Below are 25,140 nucleotides of genomic sequence, written 5' to 3'. Positions count from 1 at the left end.
TTTCACCGGCCTTTGGCGCTTGTCTTTCCCCCATGTGCTTGCAACACCTTGCAAAGAGCAGAGGGAGGGGCGCGACGGTGCGCAAATTCACCCATATCCATTTTGCCGCCGCGTCCGGAGACAGCGCGCAATCCGCCTGCGAGGATCTGATCTCGCGCTACGGGCAGGTGCCGCGCTATGCCGCCGACGTGATCGTCGCGCTCGGCGGGGACGGTTTCATGCTGCAATGCCTGCATGAGGGCACGGGCTTGCCGGTCTACGGGATGAACCGCGGCTCGGTCGGCTTCCTGATGAACGACTATGTGCCGGGAAACCTGCCCGAGCGGCTGGAAGCGGCCGAGGTCGCGGTGATCAACCCGCTCTCGATGAAGGCGGAGACCGAGGATGGCATCCTGCACGAGGCGCTCGCGATCAACGAGGTCTCTTTGCTGCGCGCGGGGCCGCAGGCCGCCAAGCTCAAGATCTCGATCAACGGCAAGGTGCGCCTGCAGGAGCTGGTCTGCGACGGGGCGATCGTGTCCACGCCCGCAGGCTCGACCGCCTATAATTTTTCCGCGCATGGGCCGATCCTGCCGATCGGATCCGACGTGCTCGCGCTCACCGGTATCGCGAGCTTCCGGCCCCGGCGCTGGCAGGGGGCGATCCTGCCGAATTCGGCGACGGTGCGCTTCGAGGTGCTTGAACGCGAGAAACGGCCGGTCATGGCTGATGCGGATTCGCGCTCGGTGAAGCCGGTGAAGTGGGTCGAGGTGCGTTCCGAACCCGAGATCGAGCACCATATTCTCTTCGATCCCGGCCACGGGCTCGAGGAGCGTCTCATGCGCGAGCAATTCGCCTGAGCGAAGGCACTCAGGGCTTCTCGGCCCAGCTGTCCCGCTTGCGATAGAGCGTCGAGGGTGCGACGCCGAGCTCGATCGCCGCGCGCGGGATCGACCCGTCATGACGCGCGATCGCGGCCTCGATGACGGCGCGCTCGATCTCGGCCAGGGAGCAGCCGGCGAAGGCCTGAAGCGTGCCATCCTCCAGCGGACCTCCGGTCGAATTCGGGGCCGGTCCGTCGATCGTGTCGGGGAGCATTTCGGGTTCGAGCACGGGCCCGTCATTCATCACCATCGCCGCGCGCAGCACATTCATCAGCTGCCGCACATTGCCGGGCCAGCGCATTTCCTCGAGCCGGCGGATCGCCGCGTCGGAAATGTCGGTGAAGCTGCGTTGCTCCTCGGCGGCAAACCGGGCGAGCGCCATGCGGGCGATCGGTCCGATATCCTCGGGATGGGTGCGCAGGGCGGGCATCTCGATGGCAAGCACATGCAGCCGGTAATACAGGTCGTCGCGGATCTTTCCGCTCTCGAGGACCTCGGCAGGCGAGGGGGTGGCCGCGCAGATTACCCGGACGTCGACCGAGAGGGGCTCGGGCGCGCCGAAGGGCTTGACCTGACCGGATTCGAGAACACGCAGCAGCTTGATCTGCACGATCGGGTCGAGATCGGTGATGTTGTCGAGCAGCAGCGTGCCGCCATCGGCATTCATCAGCGCGCCGGGCTTGTCGTAGAGCGCCCCCGGGAACGCGCCGCGATAATGGCCGAAAAGTTCGCTTTCGAGCCGGTCGGCGGGCAGCGATCCGCAATCGAGCGTGACGAACGGCCCTTCGCTGCGTGGTCCGCTGGCATGGATCGCATGGGCGCAGAGTTCCTTGCCCGTGCCGCTCTCGCCCCAGATGTAGATGGGCGCGGAAGAGCGCGCGGCCGCGCGGGCACGCTCGTAGACGCTCTGCATGCAAGCGGAGGTGCCGATGAAAGTCCCGATCGGCGCGTCGGAGGGGGCGGCCTCGCCGTCAAACCCGGCCTGAAGGCTCGAGGTGCGGGCGTTCTCGAGCGCTGCACGCAGGCGCGGCTCCTCGATCGGTTTCACGAGAAAATCGACCGCGCCCGCCTGCATCGCCTGCACCGCGCGATCCACCGAGCGATCGGCGGTGGTCACGATGATCGCTGTGCGGGGACGAAGCGCGAGCATCTCGGCGATCAGTTCGTCGCCATTCCTGTCGGGAAGCATGAGATCGAGGAGCACCATCCGGATCGGGTGAGCGCGGAAGATCTCCATTCCTTGCTCGGCAGTGGTGGCGCTGTGGGTGACGAACCCCGCGTCGTGGAGATAGGCTTGGTAAATGGCGCTGAGCGATCCGATATCCTCGATGAGAAGGACCTGTTCGCTTTTGATGTCGGGGGGATTGGGCGAGACGGAGCGGAGGGGCGAGGAGGGGGCGTAGCTCGGGAGGACAGACACGCCGCCCTCTTGTGACTCGCAGTCTCGACCGCCGGGCGGTTTCGCAGGGTCTTTATGTGAAATACTCATCATTGAAATCGTTCTTTTCCAAAAAATCTTCAGTCATTCTAACGATGAGCCGATCCAACAAGACCAGAGCGATTTGGCCCAATTCGTTAATGTCCTCATAGGTGCCATGTCGGGCCGCGCTGTCAAGCGCGCGTGCCTGTCGAGTGAGGGTATCGTCACCCCCGGCCCCTGCCACGGCGATGAGCTTATGGCTCTGTTGCCTCAAAATAAGACGGTCTCCTTGCGCGAGAGCGACGCGAAGAGACTGCGCGATCGTGCGAAGGTCGTTGACGATCTGCTCGGAGAGAAATTCGGGCAGGCTGGACCCGGTTCGACCGAGAAGCCGCGCGAGCAGGCGGTCTCCCGGGGCGTTCGGGCGAGGGCGGGGCGCAGGCGGCGGACAATGGCCGGTGACGTCACAGATCGCGTGAAGGATCGGGATGACCGCGGCTAACGGTTTCGTCAGGATCAGGTCCGCGCCCGCCATCCGGATCTCCCGGTGATCGCCGGGTCCGCTGCGCCCGGAACAGGCGATGATCGGCAGTCGCGACCAGACCCGCCCGGAGCCGCGCAGCCGCCGCATCACCTCCAGCCCGTCCAGTTCGGGCATTTCGACATCGAGGACTGCAAGGTCCACGGGCTCGGCCAGAAGCCGCCTCAGCGCGCCCGCGCCATCGGAGAAGGTCAGCACATCGGCGCCCATTGCGCCGAGGAGGTGCGTGAAGAGCGCGCGCGTTGATTCGCTGTCGTCGGCAACGAGGGTGCGCCACCCAGTGAGGTCGGGCAATTCCTCGATCCGCGTATGTTTCGCGGCGGCGCTTTCCTGCGATGCGGGGATGCCGACCGGAATCCGGGCCTTGATCTCGCTCCCGCCTTCGGGGCGATTGGCCCAGCTGACCCATCCGCCCTGCGCCTCGCACAGGGTGCGGCAGATCGACAGCCCCAGCCCCTGGCCTTCCGGGCGCAGGCGGCGTGCGACAGGGCCGCGGGCGCCCGGCCTCGCGGCTTCGGATATCACCTCTGCGGCGAAACCCGGGCCCTCGTCGGTCACGCGCAGGATCAAGGAGTGAGGCAGCTCGAACTCGAGATGCAGCCGCACCGTGCCCTTCCCGCTATACGCGAAGGCGTTTCTCAGGAGATTGCCCGCGATCCGTTCAAGCAGGCCGCGATCGACGAGCAGGGCAGGGGGGACTTGCGGGGAAATCAACGGCTCGAAAGCCAGGTCGCGGTCGCGCGCCGCGCAGGTCCAGCGCCGCTCGAGCGTGCGCAGAAAAATGCGGATATCGAGCAGCGTGGCTTTCTGGTCCGCCGCGTCTTCAACGCGGGCTTCGGTGCCGCCGTTGAGTAGGTCGAGCAATCGCGCCAGTTCCTCGCCCGAGACCCGGATGCGTTCTAGCTCTGCGCGTTTCTGGGGCTCCACCTCGAACGCGAGAACACGGTCGACCCCCCCGATGATCTCATCGAGGCCCGCACGGAGATCGTGTTGCAACATCGCCAACTCCGCGGCCCGGGGGGGCGCGACACGATCGTCCGGTTCAGAACTCGGGTAAGCTGTTTTCATATGGGTAACCAGATTGATCATCCGCGGGAGCGGGCGAGGAATCAACCCAGTGTGGAGCAAAATTGAACCAAACGGTCCGAAGAAAAGGGGAGGTCGAGATGAACAACTTGTGAATGAAAGGGCGCAGGAGACGTTCCCGCGCCCCGATCGGGCTTACCCGCGCGGGTATCCGAGCCCCTTCAAGGCCAGGGTGATCTCGTCGAGAATGGCCGGATCGTCGATCGTCGCGGGCATCTTCCAGCTTTCGCCATCGGCAATCTTCGCCATCGTCCCGCGCAGGATCTTGCCCGAGCGCGTCTTCGGCAGGCGGTCGACGACGCAGGCCAGCTTGAAGGCCGCGACCGGGCCGATCTGATCGCGCACGCGCTGGACGCATTCCTTCACGATCTCGTCCGGCGCGCGATTGCAGCCGGCGTTGAGGCACAGGAAACCCATCGGGACCTGCCCCTTCAGATCGTCCGCCACCCCGATCACGGCGCATTCCGCGACATCCGCATGTCCCGCGAGCACCTCCTCCATCGCGCCGGTCGAGAGGCGGTGGCCCGCGACGTTGATGACGTCATCGGTGCGCGCCATGATGTAGAGATAGCCGTCCTCGTCGATATAGCCGGCATCGCCCGTCTCGTAATATCCCGGGAAATGTTCGAGATAGCTCTTCTTGAACCGCGCCTCGGCATTCCACAGCGTGGGCAGGGTGCCGGGGGGCAGGGGCAGCTTGATCGCGATCGCGCCCAGCGTACCCGGCGGGACCGGGTGGCCGCCCTCGTCGAGCACCTGAACGTCGTAGCCCGGCATCGCGACCGAAGGGGAGCCGATCTTGGTCGGCAATTCCTCGATCCCGACCGGGTTGGCCGCGATGGCCCAGCCGGTCTCGGTCTGCCACCAGTGATCGACAACCGGCACCTTCAGGTGTTTCTGCGCCCATTCCACCGTGTCGGGATCGGCGCGCTCGCCTGCGAGATAGAGCGCCTGAAGATCATGCAGCACGTAGCGCTTGATCCATTCGCCGCTCGGGTCCTCGCGCTTGATCGCGCGCAGCGCGGTGGGGGCTGTGAAGAAGCTCTTGATCCGGTTGTTCTGGATGATGCGCCAGAACACGCCCGGATGCGGGGTGCCGATCGGCTTGCCCTCGAAGACGATGGTGGTCGCGCCCGCGATCAGGGGCCCGTAGCAGATATAGGAATGGCCCACGACCCAGCCCACATCCGAGGCCGCCCAGAACCGGTCGCCCGCTTCGATATTGTAGATGTTCTTCATCGACCATTGCAGCGCGACGAGATGGCCGCCGGTGTGGCGCACGACGCCTTTGGGCTGGCCGGTCGTGCCCGAGGTATAAAGGATATAGGCTGGGTGATTGCCTTCGACCGGCACGCAGTCGGCGGGCTTCACGCCGTATTGGAAGCCGTGCCACGAGAAGTCGCGCCCCTCGATCAGCTTCGCCACTTCCTGCTCGCGCTGGAAGATCACGCAGAATTCGGGCTTGTGGTCGGCGATCTCGATCGCCTCGTCGAGGAGCGGCTTGTAATGGACGACGCGGCCCGGCTCGAGCCCGCAGCTCGCCGCGATGATCGCCTTGGGAGCGCAGTCGTCGATCCGCACCGCCAGTTCGTTGGCTGCAAACCCGCCGAAGACGACCGAATGGATCGCGCCGATCCGGGCGCAGGCCAGCATCGCCTCAAGCGCCTCGGGGATCATCGGCATGTAGATGATGACCCGGTCGCCCTTCTCGACGCCGCGCATCTTCAGGGCGCCGGCCAGCGAGGCCACGCGGGCCTGCAATTCCTTGTAGGTGATGCCCTTGGTCGCATGGGTGATCGGGCTTTCATGCATGATCGCGATCTGGTCGCCGCGCCCGGCCTCGACATGGCGGTCCACCGCGTTCCAGCAGGTGTTCGCCATCCCGTCCGAGAACCATTCGTAAAGCGGGGTGTTCTCGTCGAAGAGCGCCCGGGAAGGCTTCCGGTCCCAGTCGATCTTCTCGGCCGCCTCCATCCAGAATTTCTCGGGATCCGCCTTCCACGCGGAATAGACCTCTTTGTAGCCCATGCGCCTGTCTCCTCCTCCGGCATCTGAAGGATGTGTTAAGAGCGGGGCGGGTCTGGCGCAAGAATGTTACCGCGCACAATCTGCGGAAGTGCGGGGGAATTTGCAGAGATCACGGTGCTGCGACCGGGGATCTTTGCAAAGCTGCCGAGAGTTTTCAGGGCGTTTTCAGCGCGTGGCGGCTTTGCAAATTCATCTTTGGCAGGGACGACTCAGCTGTAATGGGTTACCGGCGTGCCCGCCAGCGCCGACATGTTGAGAAGGCCGCGCGAGGTGATCGACGGGGTCACGATATGGGCCTTGTTGCCCATCCCCATCAGGATCGGCCCGACCTCGAGCCCGCCCGATTTCATCTTGAGGATGTTGCGCACGCCCGACGCCGCGTCCGTATTGGCGAAGACGAGCACGTTCGCCGGCCCTTCGAAACGGCTCTTCGGCATCAGTCGCGCGCGCACCTCGGGATCGAGCGCGGCATCGACATGCATCTCGCCCTCGAAATCGAACTCGACCTCGCGCTTGATCAGCAGATCCATCGCGGCGCGCATCCGTTCGCCGGAATCGGTGTCGAGATTGCCGAACTGGCTGTGCGAGCAGAGCGCGATCTTCGGCTTCAGCCCGAAGCGCGAGACATGGCGGGCGGCCCCGATCACGGTTTCCATGATCTGATCGGGCGTGGGCTGGTGATGGACATGGGTGTCGGCGACGAAGAGCGGGCCGTCCTCGAGGATCATCAGCGACAGCGCGCCGGCCGGGTGAAGACCGTCGCGTGCGAGGATCTCGCGGACATATTTCAGGTGCCACAGGTACTGGCCGAAGGTGCCGCAGATCATCGAATCCGCTTCGTTGCGATGGACCATGATCCCGGCAATGGCCGTGGTGTTGGTGCGCATGATCGCCCGGGCGAGATCGGGGGTGACGCCGCGCCGCGCCATCAGCTCGTGATAGGTGCCCCAATAGTCGCGGTAGCGCGGGTCGTTCTCGGGGTTCACGATCTCCACCGCATTGAGGTCGAGCGGCAGGCCCGCCCGTTCGCAGCGCATTTCGATCACCTCGGGGCGGCCGATCAGGATCGGTGTGTCGGTGGTCTCCTCGATCATCGCAATCGCAGCGCGCAGCACGCGTTCGTCCTCGCCCTCGGAGAAGGCGATGCGCCGGGTGGCAGTGGCCGCGGCTTCGAAGACCGGGCGCATGATGAGGGCGGATTTGAAGACCGAACCGTCGAGTTGCGCCTTGTAGCCCGGCAGGTCCTCGAGCGGGCGGGTCGCCACGCCGGTCTCCATCGCCGCTTTCGCCACGGCAGAGGCCACGACGCCCATCAGCCGGGGGTCGAAGGGTTTCGGGATCAGGTAATCGGGGCCGAAGGTGAGCTTCTCGCCGCGGTAGGCCGCCGCGGCTTCGGCCGAGGTGGTCTGGCGGGCGAGCTTGGCGATCCCCTCGATGCAGGCGATCTGCATCTCGTCATTGATCGTCGTCGCGCCGACATCGAGCGCGCCGCGGAAGATGAAGGGGAAACACAGGACGTTGTTGACCTGGTTGGGGAAGTCGCTGCGCCCGGTCGCGATGATCGCGTCGGGGGCAACTTCGCGCGCGTCGTCGGGCAGGATCTCGGGCGTCGGGTTGGCCAGCGCGAAGATGACGGGCTGGGGCGCCATCTTGGCGACCATCTCGGGCTTGAGCACGCCCGGCCCGGACAGGCCGAGGAACATGTCCGCCCCGGCGATCACCTCGTCGAGCGTCTTCGCCTCGCGGCCTTGCGCATAGGCTGCCTTCTGCGGCGTCATGTCCGTCTCGCGGCCCTCGTAGACGAGCCCCTCGATGTCGCACAGCCAGACATTCTCACGCTTCACGCCAAGCTTGAGGAGCATGTTCAGGCAGGCAATCCCGGCCGCGCCGCCGCCCGTCGAGACGATCTTGATGTCCTCGAAGCGCTTTCCGGTGATCCGCAGCGCATTGGTCGCCGCGGCGCCGACCACGATCGCGGTCCCGTGCTGGTCGTCATGGAAGACCGGGATGTTCATCCGTTCGCGGCAGAGCTTCTCGACGATGAAGCAATCGGGCGCCTTGATGTCTTCGAGATTGATCGCGCCGAAGGAGGGTTCGAGCGCGCAGACGATATCGGCCAGCTTCTCGGGGTCGCTCTCGTTGATTTCGAGGTCGAAGGCGTCGATATTGGCGAATTTCTTGAACAGGACCGCCTTGCCTTCCATCACCGGCTTCGCGGCCAGAGCCCCGATATTGCCCAGGCCGAGAACGGCGGTGCCGTTGGTCACCACGGCCACGAGGTTGCCGCGGGCCGTGTAGTCGCGCGCCGTGTCCGGGTTCGCCCGGATCGCGAGGCTGGCCTCGGCGACGCCGGGGGAGTAGGCGCGGGCCAGATCGCGGCCGTTCGCGAGCGGTTTCGTCGCGCGGATTTCCAGTTTCCCGGGCTTGGGATTGGCGTGATAATCCAGCGCCGACTGGCGCATGTTGTCGTGACGAGCCTCTTCCATGGCTCCCTCCCGGAACTGATTTAGCTTTAAACTATCTTGGCAGCGCGTGTCTGTGCAGTCTAGATATCACCTCCGGCACAAATGCAAGTCCGGCATTGACCTAAGGGTATGAATAGATCGCGAGGGCAAGTGCCGTCGCGTCGCGTATGCTTGCATCCTCCGCGCGCGCGGAGCAGGATCGCAAAAACTCAACCGGCTGGACAAAAATCGGTCCCGCCTTCGTCTGGAGATCAGCCATGTCGCTTCTCGATGCGGCGCGCCAGGTGCGCGAGAACGCTTACGCTCCCTATTCGAAATTCAAGGTCGGCGCGGCGGTGCGCGGCGCGTCCGGGCAGATCTATCACGGGGTCAATGTCGAGAATGTCGCCTATCCCGAGGGCACCTGCGCCGAAGCGGGCGCGATCGCGGCTATGGTCGCGGCGGGGGAGACGCAGATCATCGAGGTCGCGGTGATCGCCGACAGCCCGACCCCGGTTCCGCCCTGCGGGGGGTGCCGCCAGAAGCTCGCGGAATTCTCGCGTCATGATGTGCCGGTGACGCTGGCCACGACATCAGGCGAGCGGCTCGAAACCTCGGTGGGCGATTTGCTGCCGGGCCGGTTCGACGTCTCGCACATGGATAATGCGTGATGGACGCGCGCGGCATCATTCAATCTGTGCGTGACGGGCGGGGACTGGGCGAAGACGCGGCCAACTGGTTTGCGCGCGGGCTGGCGGACGGATCGGTCACGGATGCGCAGGCCGGTGCCTTCGCGATGGCGGTTCTTCTCAAGGGGATTGGCATGGACGGGCGCGTGGCGCTGACCAAGGCGATGCGCGACTCCGGCCAGGTGCTGAACTGGGATCTGCCCGGCCCGGTGATCGACAAGCATTCGACGGGCGGGGTCGGCGATTCCGTCTCGCTGCTGCTTGCACCCGCGCTCGCGGCCTGCGGGGTTTATGTGCCGATGATCTCGGGGCGCGGGCTCGGCCATACCGGCGGCACGCTCGACAAGATGGAAGCGATCCCGGGCTATACCGCGCTGCCCGGCATCGACGCGCTTCGCAAGGTGGTGGCGGAGGTCGGCTGCGCCATCGTCGGTGCGACCGGCGAGATCGCGCCCGCCGACAAGCGCCTCTATGGCATTCGCGACATCTCGGGCACGGTCGAGAGCATCGACTTGATCACGGCGTCGATCCTGTCGAAGAAACTCGCTGCCGGTCTCGAGGGGCTGGTGCTCGACGTCAAGGTGGGATCGGGCGCCTTCATGGCGCGGCCCGAGGATGCCAGGGCACTGGCGCAGAGCCTCGTGGCGACCGCGAACGGAGCCGGGTGCAAGACGACAGCGCTGATCACCGACATGAACCAGCCGCTCGGCCATTCGGCGGGCAACGCGCTCGAGGTGATCGAGGTGATGGAGACGCTGACCGGCACGCAGGTCAACGAGGCGCTCTGGGACGTGACCGCGGCCCTCGGCGGCGAGGCCCTGGTGCTTGCGGGCATCGCCGAGGATGCCGACGACGGCGCGGCGCGGATCGACGAGGTGCTCGGCTCGGGGCGTGCCGCGGAGGTCTTCGGAAAGATGGTCGCGGCCCTCGGCGGGCCGTCCGATTTCGTCGAGCGCTATCCCGACCGGCTGCCCTCGGCCCCGGTCACCCGGGCCGTGCCCGCTCCGCGCGCAGGCCATGTCTGTCGGATCGACACGCGCGCGCTTGGCGAGGCGGTGGTGCATCTGGGCGGGGGGCGGCTGGTCGATACGGATCGGATCAATCCGTCGGTCGGCCTGTGCGAGATGGCCATGCTGGGCGAGGAGATGGAGCGCGGCGAGCCTCTGGCGCTGATCCACGCGGCGAACGACGCCGCGGCGGCGCAGGCGGAGGCCGCGGTGCTCGCCGCGTTCGAGCTCAGCGACGGACCCTGCGAGGAGCCGCCCCTGATCCATGAACGTATCGGTGTGGAGGATGCGCAGCGATGAGCCGGGCCTTCGTGATCGTGATGGACAGCGTCGGGATCGGCGGCGCGCCCGATGCCGACCGTTTCTTCAATGATGGCGTGCCAGACACCGGGGCGAATACGCTTGCCCATATCGCGCAGGCCTGTGCCGGCGGGCGGGCGGAGGAGGGGCGGTCGGGCCCGCTGCACCTGCCGCATCTCGACGCGCTCGGGCTTGGAGCCGCCGTCGAACTGGCCTCGGGCGACGCGGCGCCGGGGCTCGGCGCGACACCCCAAGGACTGTGGGGGGCGGCGACCGAGATCTCGCCCGGCAAGGACACCCCCTCGGGCCATTGGGAACTGGCCGGCGTGCCGGTGCCGTGGGAGTGGCACTATTTCACCGAGCACGAGAACAGCTTCCCGACGGATCTCGTGGCAAGGACCTGCTCATTGGCCGGGACCGAGGGGATTCTCGGCAATTGCCACGCCTCGGGCACGATGATCATCGCCGAGCTGGGGGAGGAGCATATCCGCACTGGCTGGCCTATCTGCTACACCTCCGCCGACAGCGTCTTCCAGATCGCCGCGCATGAGGAGCATTTCGGGCTCGATCGGTTGCTGAAGCTTTGCGAGGATCTCGCGCCCACGCTCCACGCGATGAAGGTGGGACGGGTGATCGCGCGGCCTTTCACCGGAGAGCCGGGCGCATTTGCCCGTACCGCGAACCGGCGCGACTACGCGATCCCGGCGCCGTCGCCGACGCTGCTCGACTGGGCCGAAGGCGCAGGGCGCGTGACCCATGCGATCGGCAAGATCGGGGATATCTTCAGCCATCGCGGCGTCACGCATCTGCACAAGGGCAAGAGCGACGCAGATCTCGGCGCGCACCTGATCCGGCTGGCCGACGAGGCCGACGAAGGCAGTCTGACCTTCGCCAATTTCGTCGAGTTCGACAGCCTCTATGGCCATCGCCGCGATGTCTCGGGCTATGCGCGCGCGCTCGAATGGTTCGATGGGGTGGCGGGCGCTTTCATGGCGCGCCTGCGCCCCGGCGATCTGGCGTTCTTCACCGCCGATCACGGCAATGACCCGACCTGGACCGGGACCGACCACACGCGCGAGCGCGTTCCGCTGCTCGGCTTCGGCCCCGGTCTCGGCAGCCGCGCGATCGGCCAGGTCGGCTATGTGGATCTCGCGGCCTCGATCGCCGCGCATCTGGACATCCCGGCGCAAGGGCCGGGCAAATCCTTTCTGTGAGGGACAAGAAAATGAGCAAACATCTGACCGTCGTCGAACACCCGCTGGTGCAGCACAAACTGACGCTGATGCGCGACAAGGGCACCTCCACCGCCTCCTTCCGTCGTCTTCTGCGCGAGATCAGCCTGCTTCTGGCCTATGAGATCACCCGCGATCTCAAGATGACGACGACGACGATCGAGACGCCGCTGCGCGAGATGGAGGCGCCGATCCTCGGGGGCAAGAAGCTGGCGCTGGTCTCGATCCTGCGAGCGGGCAACGGGCTCCTCGACGGTGTGCTCGAGCTGATCCCGGCCGCGCGGGTCGGTTTCGTCGGGCTCTACCGCGATCCCGAGACGCTGAAGCCGGTCGAATATTACTGCAAACTGCCCTCCCATCTCGAGGACCGGGTGACGATCGTGGTCGATCCGATGCTCGCCACCGGCAATTCCTCGGTCGCCGCGATCGACCTGATCAAGGCGAAGGGCGCGACGAGTATCCGGTTCATGTGCCTGCTCGCGGCGCCCGAGGGCGTCGAGCGCATGAAGGAGGCGCATCCGGATGTGCCGATCGTGACGGCGGCGCTCGACGAATGTCTCGACGAACACGCCTATATCGTGCCCGGTCTGGGGGATGCGGGCGACCGGATGTTCGGCACCAAATAAGCCATTTTTTCTTTACTCGATGGTCCGCTTCCGACATCCTCCCCGCCAATTGGATAAGGGGAAGGCCATGCGATTTGGCGGCGGAATTTCTGCGGCGTCTCTTGTTGCGGCCATCGGGTTTGGAACGGTTATTTCGGCATCATTTGCCTCCGCGCAGGGGGTGAGCCCTGCGGAATTGCCGCCGGCGTCGTTCTCCGGGCGGCAATATGTCGACAGCACGGGCTGCGTGTTCTTGCGCGCGGATTACGGGGACGCGGTGCAATGGGTGCCGCGCTATAACCGCGACCGCACGCCGGTTTGCGGCTTCACGCCGACCTTTCCCGAAGGCGCGCCCGTCGCCGCGGCGCCGATGTCCGCGCCGGTGACAGAAGGGGCGTCCGAGGCTGAGCCTGCGCCGGCGGTGGAAGGGGCGCCACCTCCCGCACCGAAGCCGGAGGCGGAAGCCATCGTCGCGAAACCGGCCCCGAAACCCGCGCCGGCCAAACCCGCGCCCCGCGCAAACGCCGAGCCCGCCTCCGGAACACCTGCGCCGCGCCCGTCTGCACAGTCCGGAACGGCCCTCACCGTGGTTGTCCCGGTCGCGCAGAGCGTCCCGTCGCGGGTGCCGAAGAAGGTTGATCTCGGGGGGCTCGCGCCGGTCGTGACCACCTCGTCGCAGCCTCCGGGCGGCTGGCGGCCTGCCTTCGATGACGGGCGGCTCAATCCCTATCGCGGCCCGCGCGCCGATTACGGGGCGGAGCAGATGCATCGGCGCTGGTCGGATACGGTGCCGATGGAGATGCTGGACACGCCCCGTCCGACAACGGCGATCTCCACGAAATCGACCGCTCCGGCGGGCACGGCGATGCGTCCGGCGGCCAAGGGAAAGCGGTTCGTTCAGGTCGCCAGTTTCGCAAGACCCGCGAATGCGAAGGGCACGAAGGCGCGGATGCGGGCACTTGGCCTGCCGGTCGCCACAGGCCGCTCCGGGCAGTTGACGGTGGTCTATGCCGGACCGTTCGATGATCTCCGGGCGCTTGCCAAGGCGCTTGCATCCGTGCGCGCGGCGGGGTTTTCGGACGCGCTCTTGCGCTGAGCACGGCTCACCCGGCCGAGCAGATATCCTGAAGCGCGACCCATTGCGCATCTTCGAGAACGGGGTCGGGGGCGGGTTTTCCCTTGAACGGGTCGGCCTCGATCAGGCCGAGGACGCTCTCGCCGCTGGGGTCGAGCGCATAGGCATAGGGTATCGAACTGACCCCGGCGTCGCGGAAGGCGCGCAGGAGTATGTCGCTCTTCGGTCTCTCGGGCGCATTCTGCAAGAGCTGCTGCGCATAGGCGGCGATGCCCGTATCGGGCAGGTCGCCAGTCGTCAGGAGGCGCAGGGCGGCGCTGGGTCCGAGCCAGCTGAGCAGCCGGTGCAGGGGGCGCTCGCCAGCCGCGCTGCGCTGCGCCGAGATCAGGTAGCCCGCGACGACCTCGGGCGTATCCGGCCCGTCGATCGTGTCGCGCCCGATCACCGCAAGCCCGCCCGGCAGAAGCCGCGCCCCCTTGAGAGCGTCGGGCAGCACGACGATCGCTTCCTGCCCGGGCAGGCGCTTGGCCAGCGCATCGAGTGCCCCGTCGCCGGCCGGGCTGTGACAGGGCGTGCCGGTCATCTTGGTGAATTCCGCGAGCAGCTTGCGCCCGATCTCGACGCGCTTGGCCTGCGGGGCGATGCGCGCGGCGTGATCGACCAGCGCGCCGGGAAGCCAGAACAGCGCGACCGCGCCCAGAGTGACCGCCGCGAGCCCGATCAGCACACCGCGCAACCGCCCCGGATGCGGCCGCCGCGACTCGATTATCGCCTGAACCTTCTCGATCGCCGCGATCATCAGGTCATCGTCGATCTCGAGCTCTTCTCCGGGCTCGTCGGACGGAGCGTAGAGGGCAGGGCGTTCCCCGGGATTGCGCCGGATCATCGCCGCGAGCGACCAATGTGCGCGCGCGATCGCGGACCGGTCATCGGAGATCACGAGCGTCGCATCGCCCAGCGAAAGGATCACCTCCTCGCGTTGCGCGTCCGGGGCGGGGCGCCAGATCCCCGTGGCCTCGAGGCGTTCATATTCCGATAAGGCGGTCATCCGGACCTGTCACTGCTCTTGTTTCTCAAGAGGATAGCTGATCCCGCCCCGGGGTCAATCTGAGGTGGTCCGGGCCGGACTGCACGCGCGGTCACGAGAGCTGACACGGGCGCGATGGGGCGGGCCTCGGAAAACGGCAGTGATCGAAAAAAATGGCCTGGAGATCGACTCCAGGCCCAGAGGGGTTCTCATTCGGAAAGCGCGAGTCAGTCCAGCCCGTTCGCGCGAGCGACGAAATCGGTGAGGTGCGGGACGTAATCCTCGGGGCCGTCGCCACCCGTCGCCATCGCCATCGCGAAGGCGTTCTTCGCGGCGCTCGCAAGCGGGGTCGCGACCGTGGCGTCATTCGCCATCGCCTCGACATAGCGCAGATCCTTGTAGGCATTGGCGAGCGTGAAGCGATGCGCCTCGCGATTGCCTTCCAGCGCGTAGCCCATGAAGGTCTGGTAGAAGCCGCAATCCATGCGCCCGCCCCGGATCACCGCGTCGAATTGCTCGATCGGGATGCCGACCTTGCGCGACAGCGCCAGCGCTTCGGAATAGAGCGCGGCATAGCTCAGCGAGATGAAATTGTTGAGCAGCTTCATCCGGTGCCCGTCGCCGATGCCGCCCACGCGCACGATCTTGCCCGCCCAGGTGTCGATGACGGGCCGGATGCGGTCGAAAACACCTTCCTCCGCGCCGACCATGCAGTCGAGCGTGCCCTCCCAGGCCTCTTTCGGGGTGCGGCTGAGCGGTGCGTCGGCATAGTCCACGCCGATCTCGGCTAGATCCCCGGCGAGCTTCACGCTCACGGTAGGGTCGCTGGTGGAGCAATCGACGATCACCGCGCCTTCCTTGAGGCCGGGGATCAGCTTGGCCACCGCCTCGGCGACCTCGGGGGCGCCGGTGAGGCAGAGAAACACGATGGAGGAGGCCGAAGCGAGCTCTTCGAGGTTTTGCGCCTCGGTCGCCCCGCGCGAGACCAGATCGTCGATCGGCTTGCGGTTGCGATGCGCGGTGACCGTCAGCGGATAGCCCTTCTCGACGATGTTCTTGGCCATGCCGTGGCCCATCAGGCCGGTGCCGACGAAGCCGATGGTTTCCTGGGTCTGGGTCATTGAGTGCTCCGATAGGGTCTTGAAGGGTCAGAGGTTGAAGCGGGCCCGCAGATCGGCGACCTGCGCCGGGCTCAGCGGACGGATGGCGTGGCCCTGAAGGGCGAGGAAGAGTTTCGACGTCTCCTCCAGTTCTTCGGCCGCATATTGCGCGTTGGCAAGGCTGGTTCCGGCCACGACCGGCCCGTGATTGGCCAGAAGCACGGCATGGTGGCGGCTTGCGAGGCTGCGCACGGCTTCGGCCAGCTCGGGATCGCCTGGCGCATAATAGGGCACGAGGGGCAGCTTGCCGACCCGCATCACGTGATAGGCGGTGAGCGGGGGCAGGACATCCTCGGGATCGACGTCGCGCATGATCGACACGGCGGTCGAATGGGTCGAGTGAAGGTGGATCACCGCGCCCGCCTCCTGCCGCTCGTCATACATCGCGAAATGCAGGAAGGATTCCTTGGTCGGCTTGTCGCCCGACATGAAGTTCCCCACTGCGTCGAACCGGGAAAGCCGCGCGGGAACGAGCGCGCCGAGGGAGGCGTTCGTCGGGGTCATCAGCCAGCCCCCGTCGGGGAGCCTTGCCGAGATATTGCCCGACGAGCCGGCGGTGAGGCCGCGGTCGAAGAGCGAACGGCCGATGGCGCAGATCTGGTCGCGCATCCGGGTTTCGTCAGACATGTTCGGCCTCCGGCGCGAGCAGGTCCCATGCCTTCAGGAAGAAATCGGGTGCGCCGAAATTCCCGGATTTGAGCGCCAGAACCATCGGCCGGTCCGACAGGCTGCGGGTCCAGGGTACGCCCGGGTCGATCTCGGGGCCGATCTCGAGGAGCTGAACGCCGAGCGCGGCCGTCACAGCGCCCGACGTCTCGCCGCCAGCGATCAGTATCCGCGTCACGCCAGCATTGCGCAGGCGGATGGCGACGGCGGCGAGCGTGTCTTCGACAAGGGCGCCGGAAGCTTCGCGCCCGAGCCGGGACTGGACCTGCGAGAGGGCCTCGGGGTCGGCGCTGGAATAGATCAGCGGCGTGCTGTCCGCGGGCTGCGCGATGGCCCAATCGGCGATCGCCTCGGCGCTTTGGCGCCCCTCGGCGAGCGCAGCGACGTCGATCGCAAGGCTCGGCAGCCCTGCCGCTTGGGCCTTGGCGATCTGGCCTCGTGTCGCGACCGAGCAGGAGCCTGCCAGGATGGCCGCGCGCCCCTCGGGGGCGGGCATCCGGTCCGGGGCGGGGCGCAGCGCCGCGCTGTCTCGGAAATTTGCCGCAAGCCCCAGCCCGATCCCCGAGCCGCCGGTGACAAGCGGCATGTCCGCGCACGCAGCGCCGAGTGTGAGCAGGTCCGCCTCCTCCAGCGTGTCTGTAATGAGGATCCGCTGCCCGTGGGCCCGCGCGGCATCGAAAGCCGCGCGTACGGCGTCCGCACCCTGGCGAATGGTGCCGATATCGACGAGGCCGACCGGCAGGTCGGTCTGGCGGCCCAGGACGCGCACCAGGTCGGGGTCGCGCATCGGGGTGAGTGGATGATCCTTGAGAGGGCTTTCCGAAAGCAGACGGTCTCCGACAAAGAGATGCCCCTTGTAGACGGTGCGTCCGGTCGCCGGGAAGGCGGGGCAGGCAATGGTCAGGTCTGCGCCGGTGAAATTCATCAGGGCCTCGGCGACCGGACCGATATTGCCCTCATCGGTGGAATCGAAGGTCGAGCAGTATTTGAACATCAGCTGCCGGGCACCCGCGGCGCGCAGGGCTTCCGCCGCCTGTACCGACATCGCCACGGCCTGCGCGGCGGGAATGGTGCGCGACTTGAGGGCGACGACGACCGCGTCGGCTTCGGCGATGTCCGCTTCCGGCACGGGAAGGCCGATGACCTGAAGGGTTTTGAGGCCTGCGCGCGAGAGCATCAGGCACAGGTCGGTCGCCCCGGTGATATCGTCGGCCACGGCCCCGATGAGCATGTCTTTCCTCCCTCTCGTCAGCGACCAAGTGCCGCCCCGAAGCGCCGGGACGGTCACGTCACATAGCCCTTGCCAAGCTGCTGCGGGTCGGGCTAACGATGTAATGACAACGCTATCATTCCGGTTTTCACGAGACAAGATCAACCCCGGAAATGCGGAAAAATTACCGCTGCAACCCGCTATTGAGAGGTATTCCAGATGAAGTCACCCCGAGAGACGAAGGTCTGTGTCATCGGTCTGGGATCGATGGGATTCGGAATGGCGGAAAGCCTGTTGCGCGACGGATTTGCGGTGACCGGCGTCGATGTGAACGAAGAGGCGATGACGCGATTTGCGACGCTCGGGGGGGCGGTTGCGCCTGACCCGTCCGCGGGGGCCGAAGGGGCCGATGTGGTGATCGCGGTCGTGGTGAATGCCGATCAGACCGAACAGGTCCTCTTCGGGGCAAAGGGCGCGGTGGCGGCGATGGCGGAAGGGGGGACGGTGATGTCCTGCGCCACGATGGCCCCTGATCTGGCACGCGATTTCGCCATGCGCTGCGCCGAGACGGGCCGCGATTATCTCGACACGCCGATCAGCGGCGGTGCGCTTCGGGCCGCGGCGGGGGAGCTGACGATCATGGGTTCGGGGGCGCCTGCGGCGTTCGAGAAGATCCGCCCCGTGCTCGATAGCGTCGCGGCGAAGGTTTACGAACTGGGCGACGCGGCCGGGACGGGCGCGGCCTTCAAGGTGGTCAACCAGTTGCTTGCAGGTGTCCATATCGCGGCGGCCTGCGAGGCGATCACTTTTGCCAAGGCGATGGATCTGGACATCGCGAAGGTCTACGAGGTGATCACCGCCTCGGCCGGGAATTCGTGGATGTTCGAGAACCGGATCCCGCATGTGCTCGAAGGGGATTACAGCCCGCGCAGCGCCGTCGATATCTTCACCAAGGATCTCGGAATCGTTGCGGATATCGGGCGTGGTCTGAAATTCCCGACGCCGATCGCCGCGACGGCGCTACAAATGTTCGTGATGACCGCCGCCGCCGGGATGGGTCGGGATGACGATGCATCGGTTGCCCGGATGCTGGCAGGTCTCGCAGGGCTCGAATTGCCCGCGCCGGGTCAGACGAGCCCCGAGGAGTAAGCCATGCCGCGTTTTGCCGCCAACCTGACCATGATGTTCACCGAGGTGCCGTTCCTCGACCGGTTCGCCGCCGCGGCCGAGGCCGGGTTCACGGCGGTCGAATACCTGTTTCCCTATGACTTCGCGCCCGAAGAGATCGCTGAGCGGCTGCGGGCGCATGGGCTGAGGCAAGCGCTCTTCAATCTGCCGCCCGGGCAGTGGGATGCGGGCGATCGCGGTCTCGCCGCGCTGCCCGACCGCGCTGAGGAATTTCGCGCCTCGATCGCGACGGCGCTGGACTATGCCAAGGCGACGGGCGTCGGGCGCATTCACATGATGAGCGGCCTTGCTCGGCGGGAGGATGCAGCGGCGCTCCGGTCCTATCGCGATGCGCTCGCGCGTCTGTGCGATGCGGCGGGGGAGGCAGGGCTCGAAGTGGTGATCGAGCCGATCAACTCGCGCGACATGCCCGGATATTTCCTGAACGATTTCGACTTCGCGGCCGATCTGATCGCGGGGCTCGACTTGGCGAACCTCAAGCTGCAATTCGACATCTATCACCGCCAGATCATTCATGGCGACGTTCTCACGGGGCTGCGTGAGACGATGCCGATCATCGGCCATGTCCAGATCGCGAGCGTGCCCGAGCGGCACGAACCGGGCACCGGCGAGCTCGATGACCTGCGGGTGCTGCGCGAGCTTGATGCGCTTGGCTATGAGGGTTTCGTGGGCTGTGAATACCGCCCCGCGGGCGAGACCGTCGCGGGGCTCGGCTGGATGCGCGCCTTCGACTGAGCCAAAGGCGCGCGCCCGATCAGCTCTCCATGTAATCGCGATGCAGCGCCCAGTCGCCGGCGCAGAACCTGTTGGATGCGAAGTTCTGCTGGTGCCAATAGGGATAGATCATCGGCACCTTGCTGACCTCGTTCAGCCGCTTCAGCTCGTCGTCGCTCAGCTTCAGATCCACTGCGCGGAAATTGTCGCGGAATTGCTGTTCGTTGCGTCCGCCGATCACCAGCGAGGTGACCGCCGGGCGGGTCAGGAGCCAGGCGAGCGCGACCTGGGCCGCGGCCACGCCATGCGCCTCGCCGATCTCGACGAGCACGTCGACGATATCCCACAGCTTCTCCTCGTCGCGGATCGGCGGTTCGGTCCAGCCGGCGAACTGACGCGAGCCCTCCGGCGCGCCCTGGCCGCGGCGATGCTTGCCCGAGAGCAACCCTGCCGCAAGCGGGCTCCAGACCAGAACGCCGAGCCCCTGATCGACCGAAATCGGAAGCAGTTCGTATTCGGCCTCGCGCGCCTCCAGCGTGTAATGGATCTGCTGGGCGACGAAGCGTTCGCGCCGATCCCGATCGCTGACGCCGAGCGCTTTCATGATGTGCCAGCCCGAGAAGTTCGAGCAGGCGATGTAGCGCACCTTGCCCTGGCTCACGAGCGTATCGAGCGCCGAGACCATCTCCTCCATCGGCGTCACGCCATCCCATTCATGCATGTGGTAGATGTCGATCCGGTCGGTGCGCAGCCGTTTCAGCGAGCGTTCGCATTCGCGGATCAGGTGATAGCGCGAGAAACCCTCGTCATTCGGGCCGTCACCGATGCGCATCCGCGCCTTGGACGAGATCAGGACCTGGTCGCGCCGACCGTCGAGCACCTCGCCGAGGATCTCCTCGGACAGCCCCGTCGAGTACATGTTGGCCGTGTCGTAAAGGTTGATGCCGGCATCGATGCAGGTATCGACAAGCCGGCGCGCATCCGCTACACCCTGACTGCCGACCGCCTTGAAGGCGCCGGCGCCGCCGAAGGTGAAGGTGCCCATCGTGAGCACCGAAACCTTGAGGCCCGAGCGGCCGAGCGTTCTGTATTCCATTCTCTCCTCCTCCGTGAAAATGCTGTGCCGCCCTCTCCGGGCGACCGGTCAATCGGTCAGGACCCGCGCAAGATGCGCGATGCCGAGCTCGGGGCTAGTCACGACGGCTGTGCCGCCAAGGCGGTCTTCGAGCCCGGCCAGCGCGCGCGCCATCGACGCCTGCGCCAGCACCACGATGTCGCAGTCCCTCGCCAGCGCGACGATTCCCTCGGCGACCTGCGCGTCATGTCCGGCCGCGTCGCCGGACTGCAGCGTTTCGAATGCGCCTTCCGCCAGCCGGCTGATCACCTCGCAGTCCTTCGCGGCTTCGCGGGCAACGCGCTCGATCAACGCGGTGGTCGGTTGCAAGGTCGTCTGCAATGTCGCGAGAACGCCGATCCGCTTCGCGCGCGCGACGGCTTCCTGCGCCATTCCCTCATCGATGCGCAGCAAGGGCACCGGGCAGAGCGGGGCGATCGTCTCGACCGCATCGCCGAGGCTCGAGCAGGTGACGAGCACCGCGTCGGCGCCCGCATCGGTGGCCGACCAGATCATCCCGGCCAGTCGGCGGGCCGTCATCGGGCTCAGCTGTCCGTCGCGAATCGTCAGCCGGAGCAGGCTCTCGTCGAGCATGTTGAAGGGCTTCCATCCCGGCAGGTGCGTGCCGACCAGGGCCTCGATCTGCGGGATCAGGCCCGCGACAGTGTGGATCATCGCGAGCGAGCGGGGTGATTCGTCCGATGTGACGGTCATGGGGTCCTCGGCGGTTATGTCCGGGCGGTGCAAGGCGGTCCGATGCTGTCAATCATGACAGCGCTGCCATTGCGCGATTATCAGCACGGGCGCTTCGGGATGACAAGCCCGAATGGCCAGGGCCCCTGCTGGACAAGGATTTTCTCGTCTCGGTTCTCCCGTCCACGGGGTGGCGTGTCGGGGTGCCGCTCCGCGCGCTCTCAGTTTTTTGCATTCTCGATTGACAAGAGCGGATCCATGCCACCATCATGACAGCGCTGTCACCCAAATATGGCAGCGCTAGCATTCGGGGCGATCCCACCGAGCTGAGTCGAGGCCGTCACGCTTGATGGTAGCTTGTCACGGGGAAGGATGGTGCGATCGTGAGGGGAGGAGGCAATATGGCGATGTCGGAGAATTCTGTTGCGCCGTCGGAAAGGAAATCCATGGGCGGTCTGAGATACCTGCTTCAACTGCGCCACATGCGTGAGTTCAACGTGCTGATCGCCCTCATTCTGATGGGGCTGCTGATCAGTCTGTTCACGCCCTATTTCCTGACGGTTTCCAACCTGATGGGCGTCTCGCGGGCGTTCTCGCTCACCGCGATCATGAGTATCGGCATGGTGATGGTGATCATCACCGGCGGGATCGACCTCTCGGTCGGCTCGGCGATGGGCCTCGCGGGGCTGATCACCGCGCTGTGCTTCGATGCGGGCTATTCGCAATACGCGGCGGTGGCGGCGGGGCTTGGCGTCGGTCTGGCCTTCGGTCTGACCAATGGCCTGCTGATCACCGCGATCGGCCTGCCGCCCTTCATCGCGACGCTCGGCACGCTCAGCATCGGGCGCGGGATGATGTACATGATCACACACGGCGTTCCGCTTACGCCGAACACGCCTGACAGCTTCAGTGTCCTGGGGCAGGGCTATCTCGGCCCGGTGCCGGTGCCCGTCGTGATCCTGCTCGTGCTGACCGTGATCTTCACGATCATCATGACCCGCACGCGCTTTGGCCGTCACGTCTATGCCACGGGCGGCAACGAAAACGCGGCCCGTCTGAGCGGGGTGAAGGTCGAGCGGGTCAAGCTCGCCGTCTATGTCCTGTCCTCGACGATCTCCGCGCTGGCCGGCGTCATCGCCTTCTCGCGCTACCTGTCGGCGGAACCGGCCTCGGGCTTCGGCTCCGAACTGGAAGTGATCGCCGCGGCGGCCATCGGGGGCGCGAGCCTCGCCGGCGGCATCGGGTCGGTTCTGGGCGCGGTCATCGGCGCGGCCCTGATCGGCGAGATCGCCAATGGCGTCGTGCTTCTGAACATCAACACCTATGCCCAGCAAGCGATCACCGGTGGCGTGATCCTGATCGCGGTCAGCATCGACGTGCTGCGCAACCGCATGGGCGGGCGCGGCTGAGCGACGCCGCAACACACGCAAGAATAACAAGCCGAACGGCAATTCGTGGGAGAGGAGGGGCACGAAGATCGGACAGAGGAGGATCTGATCGAGCGGCCTGAGAACGAAACTGCATCAACAGGCCCGAGCCGAGAGTGGACGGGTAAGGAGGAGGAAAGACTGATGCGTATTGGAATGAAAGCCGCTGCGGCGGCTCTGGCCCTGGCGGCCGGTCTGGGAGCGACGGCTTCCCTTGCCCAGGACATCACCGTGGCCGTCGTGCCGAAAGTGGCGGTGCCGTTCTTCGACGACTGCAACACCGGTGCGGCCGAGGCCGCCAAGGAACTGGGAGTGAAATATCAGTGGGTGGTGCCTGCCAACACGCAGGGCTCCACGCAGGTGAAGATCATCGAGGACCTGATGGCCCGCCATGTCGACGGCATCGCCATCTCGGTCAATGAGCCGAAATCGGTGGAGGGGATCATCAAGCAGGCGACCGATGCCGGCATCAAGGTCCTGACCTTCGACAGCGACAGCGCCAATAGCGGCCGCAGCATGTATATCGGCACGATCAACAAGCAGGCGGGCGTCACCATGGGCAATGCCATGGCCGAGGCGCTCGGCGGCAAGGGCGAGGTGGCGATCGTCACCGGTCAGCTCGGCGCGTCGAACCTCAACGAGCGGATCGACGGCGTGAAAGAGGCCCTTCAGGCGTATCCCGACATCAAGATCGTCGCGACCGAAGGGACCGAGGATGATCTCGCCCGCGCGGTCTCGGTGACCGAGGCGCTTCTGCGCGGCCATCCCAACCTCGCCGGCATCTTCGGGATCAGCCAGGTCGGCGGCCCGGCTGTCGCCAAGGTTCTCGCGCAGCAGGAATTCGCTGACAAGAAAGGCAAGCTGAAGGTCTATGCCTTCGACGATCTGCCCGACACCATCAAGGGCGTGAAGGAAGGCTTCATCAACGGCATCATGGTCCAGCGTCCCGTTACCATGGGCAAGCTCGCGGTCGAGCATCTCGTGGCTCAGATCAAGGGCGAGGAAACCGACCCCAAGGATATCGATACCGGGGTGACAGTGGTGACCGCCGACAATCTCGGCAGCTACACGAAATAAGTACTCCCACCACTTGGACGGCGCCTTCGGGCCCGTCCACTTTTCCAGTTTCCAGAGGCCGCGATGACACCGTTTCTCGAAATGACCGGCATCTCCAAGACCTTTCCCGGGGTCAAGGCGCTTGACCATGTCGATCTGCAACTGCGCGCCGGCGAGGTGCATGTGCTCGCGGGCGAGAATGGCGCCGGCAAGAGCACGCTGATGAAGATCATGACCGGCGTGCTGCGTGCCGATCCCGGCGGGGTGATCGAGGTCGAGGGCGAGCCGGTGACGATCAAGGACCCGGTCCACGCCCGCGCCCTTGGGATTTCGATCATCTATCAGGAGCTCGCGGTGGTGAACAATCTCACCGTGGCCGAGAATGTTTTCCTGGCGCGCGAGCCGCTCGGGCCTTCGGGGCTGATCGACCGGCGCCGGATGAATGCCGAGACCCGCGCGGTACTCTCCGAACTCGGGGTCGAGATCGACCCCGAAGCGATGGTCGGCACCCTTTCGATCGGTCAGCGCCAGCTTATCGAGATCGCCCGCGCCATTTCCTACCGCTCCAAGCTCATCATCATGGACGAGCCGACCGCCTCGCTCAGCCACCACGAGTCGGCGACGCTCCTGCGCATGGTGCGCAAGCTCGCGGGGCAGGGGATCGGCATCGTCTTCATCTCCCACAAGCTCGAGGAGATCTTCGAGATCGCCGACCGCGTCACCGTGCTGCGCGACGGCCGCACCGTGGATACCCGTCCGGCCGATGGCATGACCCGCGATCTGCTGGTGCGTCTCATGGTGGACCGCGATCTCGATCAGCTCTTCGGGCACCATCGCAGCCATGCCACCGACGAGGTCCTGATGTCCGTGCGCGGCCTGAGCGAGAAACGCGCGAATGACGAGGGTGTCCATATCTCCGACGTGAGCTTCGATCTGCGCCGCGGCGAGGTGCTGGGTTTCTTCGGCCTCGTGGGCGCCGGGCGGACCGAGGTCATGGAGATGATCTTCGGCAGCCGGCCCTATCTGGGCGAGATTTCGATTTCGGGCCGCTCGGTGCGGATCGCCTCCCCCTCGGATGCGATCGAGAGCGGTATCGGTTTCGTGACCGAGGATCGCCAGAGTCTCGGCCTTGTGCTCGGGATGACGGTGCGCGAGAATTTCTCCCTGACCCATCTGAGCGAGTATTGCAGCTTCGATTTCGTCAACCGCCGCAGGGAAACCTCTGCCTGCGAGGCCTATATCAAGACGCTGGGCATCAAGACGCCTTCGCCCGAGCAGAAGGTGCTCAACCTGTCGGGCGGCAACCAGCAGAAGGTGGTTCTGGCGAAATGGGCGGCGCGCCGGCCGCGGATCCTGATCGTCGATGAGCCCACCCGCGGCATCGACATCGGCGCCAAGGCCGAGGTCCACGCGTTGCTCAACCGGCTGGCGGAGGAAGGCATGTCGATCATCGTGGTGTCCTCCGATCTGCCGGAGGTGCTGGCGATCAGCGATCGCGTGATCGTATTGAAGGAAGGACGGATCAGCGGCGAGCTGAGCCGCGAAGAGGCCACGCAGGAAGGCGTGATGCTGGCAGCCACCGGCTAGGGCCGGGC

At 66.0% G+C, this 25,140-nt stretch carries 21 protein-coding genes; 11 read left to right on the top strand and 10 right to left on the bottom strand.

Annotated elements, in window-relative coordinates:
• Window positions 1-77 precede the first annotated feature (77 nt).
• Window positions 78-839, top strand: a complete 762-nt coding sequence (locus tag DW2_RS05430) for an NAD kinase (RefSeq protein WP_238321268.1) — start codon at window positions 78-80, stop codon at window positions 837-839.
• A 10-nt stretch (window positions 840-849) separates the two neighbouring features.
• Here DW2_RS05430 and DW2_RS05425 read toward each other — a convergent pair whose 3' ends face one another.
• The 4 genes from DW2_RS05425 to DW2_RS05410 form a co-directional block, all read right to left on the bottom strand.
• Window positions 850-2,283, bottom strand: coding sequence for a sigma-54-dependent transcriptional regulator (locus tag DW2_RS05425; protein ID WP_051855478.1), 1,434 nt, complete (start codon window positions 2,281-2,283; stop codon window positions 850-852).
• Between the two features lie 52 nt (window positions 2,284-2,335).
• On the bottom strand, window positions 2,336-3,823 hold the full coding sequence (locus tag DW2_RS05420) for a hybrid sensor histidine kinase/response regulator (protein WP_038144300.1): 1,488 nt from the start codon (window positions 3,821-3,823) through the stop codon (window positions 2,336-2,338).
• 222 nt (window positions 3,824-4,045) lie between these two features.
• Window positions 4,046-5,938, bottom strand: a complete 1,893-nt coding sequence (locus DW2_RS05415) for a propionyl-CoA synthetase (RefSeq protein WP_038144299.1) — start codon at window positions 5,936-5,938, stop codon at window positions 4,046-4,048.
• Between the two features lie 209 nt (window positions 5,939-6,147).
• On the bottom strand, window positions 6,148-8,424 hold the full coding sequence (locus tag DW2_RS05410) for an NADP-dependent malic enzyme (RefSeq protein ID WP_038144298.1): 2,277 nt from the start codon (window positions 8,422-8,424) through the stop codon (window positions 6,148-6,150).
• Window positions 8,425-8,660: 236 nt separating this feature from the next.
• On the opposite strand from DW2_RS05410, the gene DW2_RS05405 reads away from it, so the two are divergent.
• The 5 genes from DW2_RS05405 to DW2_RS05385 all read left to right on the top strand — a co-directional run bounded on the left by DW2_RS05405 (window position 8,661) and on the right by DW2_RS05385 (window position 13,311).
• A complete protein-coding gene (locus DW2_RS05405; protein WP_038144297.1) occupies window positions 8,661-9,053 on the top strand; it encodes a cytidine deaminase in 393 nt (130 codons plus the stop codon).
• Window positions 9,053-10,378 carry a thymidine phosphorylase gene (locus tag DW2_RS05400; RefSeq protein WP_038144296.1) on the top strand — a complete coding sequence of 442 codons (1,326 nt, stop codon included), beginning with the start codon at window positions 9,053-9,055 and terminating at the stop codon, window positions 10,376-10,378. The genes DW2_RS05405 and DW2_RS05400 overlap by 1 nt, the downstream gene beginning before the upstream one ends.
• The gene (locus DW2_RS05395) at window positions 10,375-11,592 is read left to right on the top strand and encodes a phosphopentomutase (protein WP_038144295.1); all 1,218 of its coding nucleotides are present in this window, start codon (window positions 10,375-10,377) and stop codon (window positions 11,590-11,592) included. The genes DW2_RS05400 and DW2_RS05395 overlap by 4 nt, the downstream gene beginning before the upstream one ends.
• Before the next feature lie 11 nt (window positions 11,593-11,603).
• Complete coding sequence (gene upp / locus DW2_RS05390; RefSeq protein ID WP_038144294.1) at window positions 11,604-12,236, top strand: uracil phosphoribosyltransferase; 633 nt, start codon at window positions 11,604-11,606, stop codon at window positions 12,234-12,236.
• Between the two features lie 175 nt (window positions 12,237-12,411).
• Window positions 12,412-13,311, top strand: a complete 900-nt coding sequence (locus DW2_RS05385) for an SPOR domain-containing protein (protein ID WP_038144293.1) — start codon at window positions 12,412-12,414, stop codon at window positions 13,309-13,311.
• A 7-nt stretch (window positions 13,312-13,318) separates the two neighbouring features.
• On the opposite strand, the gene DW2_RS05380 is transcribed toward DW2_RS05385, so the two are convergent.
• The 4 genes from DW2_RS05380 to otnK form a co-directional block, all read right to left on the bottom strand.
• A complete protein-coding gene (locus DW2_RS05380) occupies window positions 13,319-14,338 on the bottom strand; it encodes a hypothetical protein (RefSeq protein ID WP_038144292.1) in 1,020 nt (339 codons plus the stop codon).
• A gap of 206 nt (window positions 14,339-14,544) precedes the next feature.
• On the bottom strand, window positions 14,545-15,438 hold the full coding sequence (locus tag DW2_RS05375; RefSeq protein ID WP_038144291.1) for an NAD(P)-dependent oxidoreductase: 894 nt from the start codon (window positions 15,436-15,438) through the stop codon (window positions 14,545-14,547).
• Window positions 15,439-15,465: 27 nt separating this feature from the next.
• On the bottom strand, window positions 15,466-16,104 hold the full coding sequence (otnC, locus tag DW2_RS05370) for a 3-oxo-tetronate 4-phosphate decarboxylase (protein ID WP_038144290.1): 639 nt from the start codon (window positions 16,102-16,104) through the stop codon (window positions 15,466-15,468).
• On the bottom strand, window positions 16,097-17,374 hold the full coding sequence (gene otnK, locus DW2_RS05365) for a 3-oxo-tetronate kinase (RefSeq protein ID WP_038144289.1): 1,278 nt from the start codon (window positions 17,372-17,374) through the stop codon (window positions 16,097-16,099). The genes otnC and otnK overlap by 8 nt, the downstream gene beginning before the upstream one ends.
• A 198-nt stretch (window positions 17,375-17,572) precedes the next feature.
• Between otnK and ltnD the strand changes: the two genes are divergently transcribed.
• The gene (gene ltnD / locus DW2_RS05360) at window positions 17,573-18,502 is read left to right on the top strand and encodes an L-threonate dehydrogenase (protein WP_038144288.1); all 930 of its coding nucleotides are present in this window, start codon (window positions 17,573-17,575) and stop codon (window positions 18,500-18,502) included.
• Window positions 18,503-18,505: 3 nt separating this feature from the next.
• Window positions 18,506-19,276, top strand: a complete 771-nt coding sequence (otnI, locus tag DW2_RS05355; RefSeq protein ID WP_038144287.1) for a 2-oxo-tetronate isomerase — start codon at window positions 18,506-18,508, stop codon at window positions 19,274-19,276.
• A gap of 19 nt (window positions 19,277-19,295) precedes the next feature.
• Here otnI and DW2_RS05350 read toward each other — a convergent pair whose 3' ends face one another.
• Window positions 19,296-20,351 carry an aldo/keto reductase gene (locus DW2_RS05350; RefSeq protein WP_038144286.1) on the bottom strand — a complete coding sequence of 352 codons (1,056 nt, stop codon included), beginning with the start codon at window positions 20,349-20,351 and terminating at the stop codon, window positions 19,296-19,298.
• 48 nt (window positions 20,352-20,399) lie between these two features.
• Window positions 20,400-21,083 carry an aspartate/glutamate racemase family protein gene (locus DW2_RS05345; RefSeq protein ID WP_038144285.1) on the bottom strand — a complete coding sequence of 228 codons (684 nt, stop codon included), beginning with the start codon at window positions 21,081-21,083 and terminating at the stop codon, window positions 20,400-20,402.
• Between the two features lie 425 nt (window positions 21,084-21,508).
• Here DW2_RS05345 and DW2_RS05340 point away from each other — a divergent pair, with 425 nt between their 5' ends.
• The 3 genes from DW2_RS05340 to DW2_RS05330 all read left to right on the top strand — a co-directional run bounded on the left by DW2_RS05340 (window position 21,509) and on the right by DW2_RS05330 (window position 25,132).
• Entirely contained in the window at window positions 21,509-22,471 is a 963-nt protein-coding gene (locus tag DW2_RS05340; protein WP_051855475.1) for an ABC transporter permease, read from the top strand.
• 162 nt (window positions 22,472-22,633) lie between these two features.
• Complete coding sequence (locus DW2_RS05335; protein ID WP_038144284.1) at window positions 22,634-23,566, top strand: sugar-binding protein; 933 nt, start codon at window positions 22,634-22,636, stop codon at window positions 23,564-23,566.
• 63 nt (window positions 23,567-23,629) lie between these two features.
• The gene (locus tag DW2_RS05330; protein ID WP_038144283.1) at window positions 23,630-25,132 is read left to right on the top strand and encodes a sugar ABC transporter ATP-binding protein; all 1,503 of its coding nucleotides are present in this window, start codon (window positions 23,630-23,632) and stop codon (window positions 25,130-25,132) included.
• The last annotated feature ends 8 nt before the right edge of the window (window positions 25,133-25,140 follow it).

It is taken from the genome of Thioclava atlantica, assembly GCF_000737065.1.
Lineage (GTDB): Bacteria > Pseudomonadota > Alphaproteobacteria > Rhodobacterales > Rhodobacteraceae > Thioclava > Thioclava atlantica.
This window is presented reverse-complemented; position numbering and strand designations above follow the sequence as displayed.

What these genes read in the sequence shown, in the direction of transcription:
- DW2_RS05345 (WP_038144285.1), bottom strand. Translation starts at nt 21,083, where the DNA reads ATGACCGTCACATCGGACGAATCACCCCGCTCGCTCGCGATGATCCAC.
- otnK (WP_038144289.1), bottom strand. Translation starts at nt 17,374, where the DNA reads ATGCTCATCGGGGCCGTGGCCGACGATATCACCGGGGCGACCGACCTG.
- DW2_RS05415 (WP_038144299.1), bottom strand. Translation starts at nt 5,938, where the DNA reads ATGGGCTACAAAGAGGTCTATTCCGCGTGGAAGGCGGATCCCGAGAAA.
- DW2_RS05340 (WP_051855475.1), top strand. Translation starts at nt 21,509, where the DNA reads ATGGGCGGTCTGAGATACCTGCTTCAACTGCGCCACATGCGTGAGTTC.
- DW2_RS05330 (WP_038144283.1), top strand. Translation starts at nt 23,630, where the DNA reads ATGACACCGTTTCTCGAAATGACCGGCATCTCCAAGACCTTTCCCGGG.
- otnI (WP_038144287.1), top strand. Translation starts at nt 18,506, where the DNA reads ATGCCGCGTTTTGCCGCCAACCTGACCATGATGTTCACCGAGGTGCCG.
- DW2_RS05405 (WP_038144297.1), top strand. Translation starts at nt 8,661, where the DNA reads ATGTCGCTTCTCGATGCGGCGCGCCAGGTGCGCGAGAACGCTTACGCT.
- DW2_RS05335 (WP_038144284.1), top strand. Translation starts at nt 22,634, where the DNA reads ATGCGTATTGGAATGAAAGCCGCTGCGGCGGCTCTGGCCCTGGCGGCC.
- ltnD (WP_038144288.1), top strand. Translation starts at nt 17,573, where the DNA reads ATGAAGTCACCCCGAGAGACGAAGGTCTGTGTCATCGGTCTGGGATCG.
- DW2_RS05410 (WP_038144298.1), bottom strand. Translation starts at nt 8,424, where the DNA reads ATGGAAGAGGCTCGTCACGACAACATGCGCCAGTCGGCGCTGGATTAT.
- DW2_RS05420 (WP_038144300.1), bottom strand. Translation starts at nt 3,823, where the DNA reads ATGTTGCAACACGATCTCCGTGCGGGCCTCGATGAGATCATCGGGGGG.
- DW2_RS05375 (WP_038144291.1), bottom strand. Translation starts at nt 15,438, where the DNA reads ATGACCCAGACCCAGGAAACCATCGGCTTCGTCGGCACCGGCCTGATG.
- DW2_RS05380 (WP_038144292.1), bottom strand. Translation starts at nt 14,338, where the DNA reads ATGACCGCCTTATCGGAATATGAACGCCTCGAGGCCACGGGGATCTGG.
- upp (WP_038144294.1), top strand. Translation starts at nt 11,604, where the DNA reads ATGAGCAAACATCTGACCGTCGTCGAACACCCGCTGGTGCAGCACAAA.
- DW2_RS05350 (WP_038144286.1), bottom strand. Translation starts at nt 20,351, where the DNA reads ATGGAATACAGAACGCTCGGCCGCTCGGGCCTCAAGGTTTCGGTGCTC.
- DW2_RS05400 (WP_038144296.1), top strand. Translation starts at nt 9,053, where the DNA reads ATGGACGCGCGCGGCATCATTCAATCTGTGCGTGACGGGCGGGGACTG.
- otnC (WP_038144290.1), bottom strand. Translation starts at nt 16,104, where the DNA reads ATGTCTGACGAAACCCGGATGCGCGACCAGATCTGCGCCATCGGCCGT.
- DW2_RS05395 (WP_038144295.1), top strand. Translation starts at nt 10,375, where the DNA reads ATGAGCCGGGCCTTCGTGATCGTGATGGACAGCGTCGGGATCGGCGGC.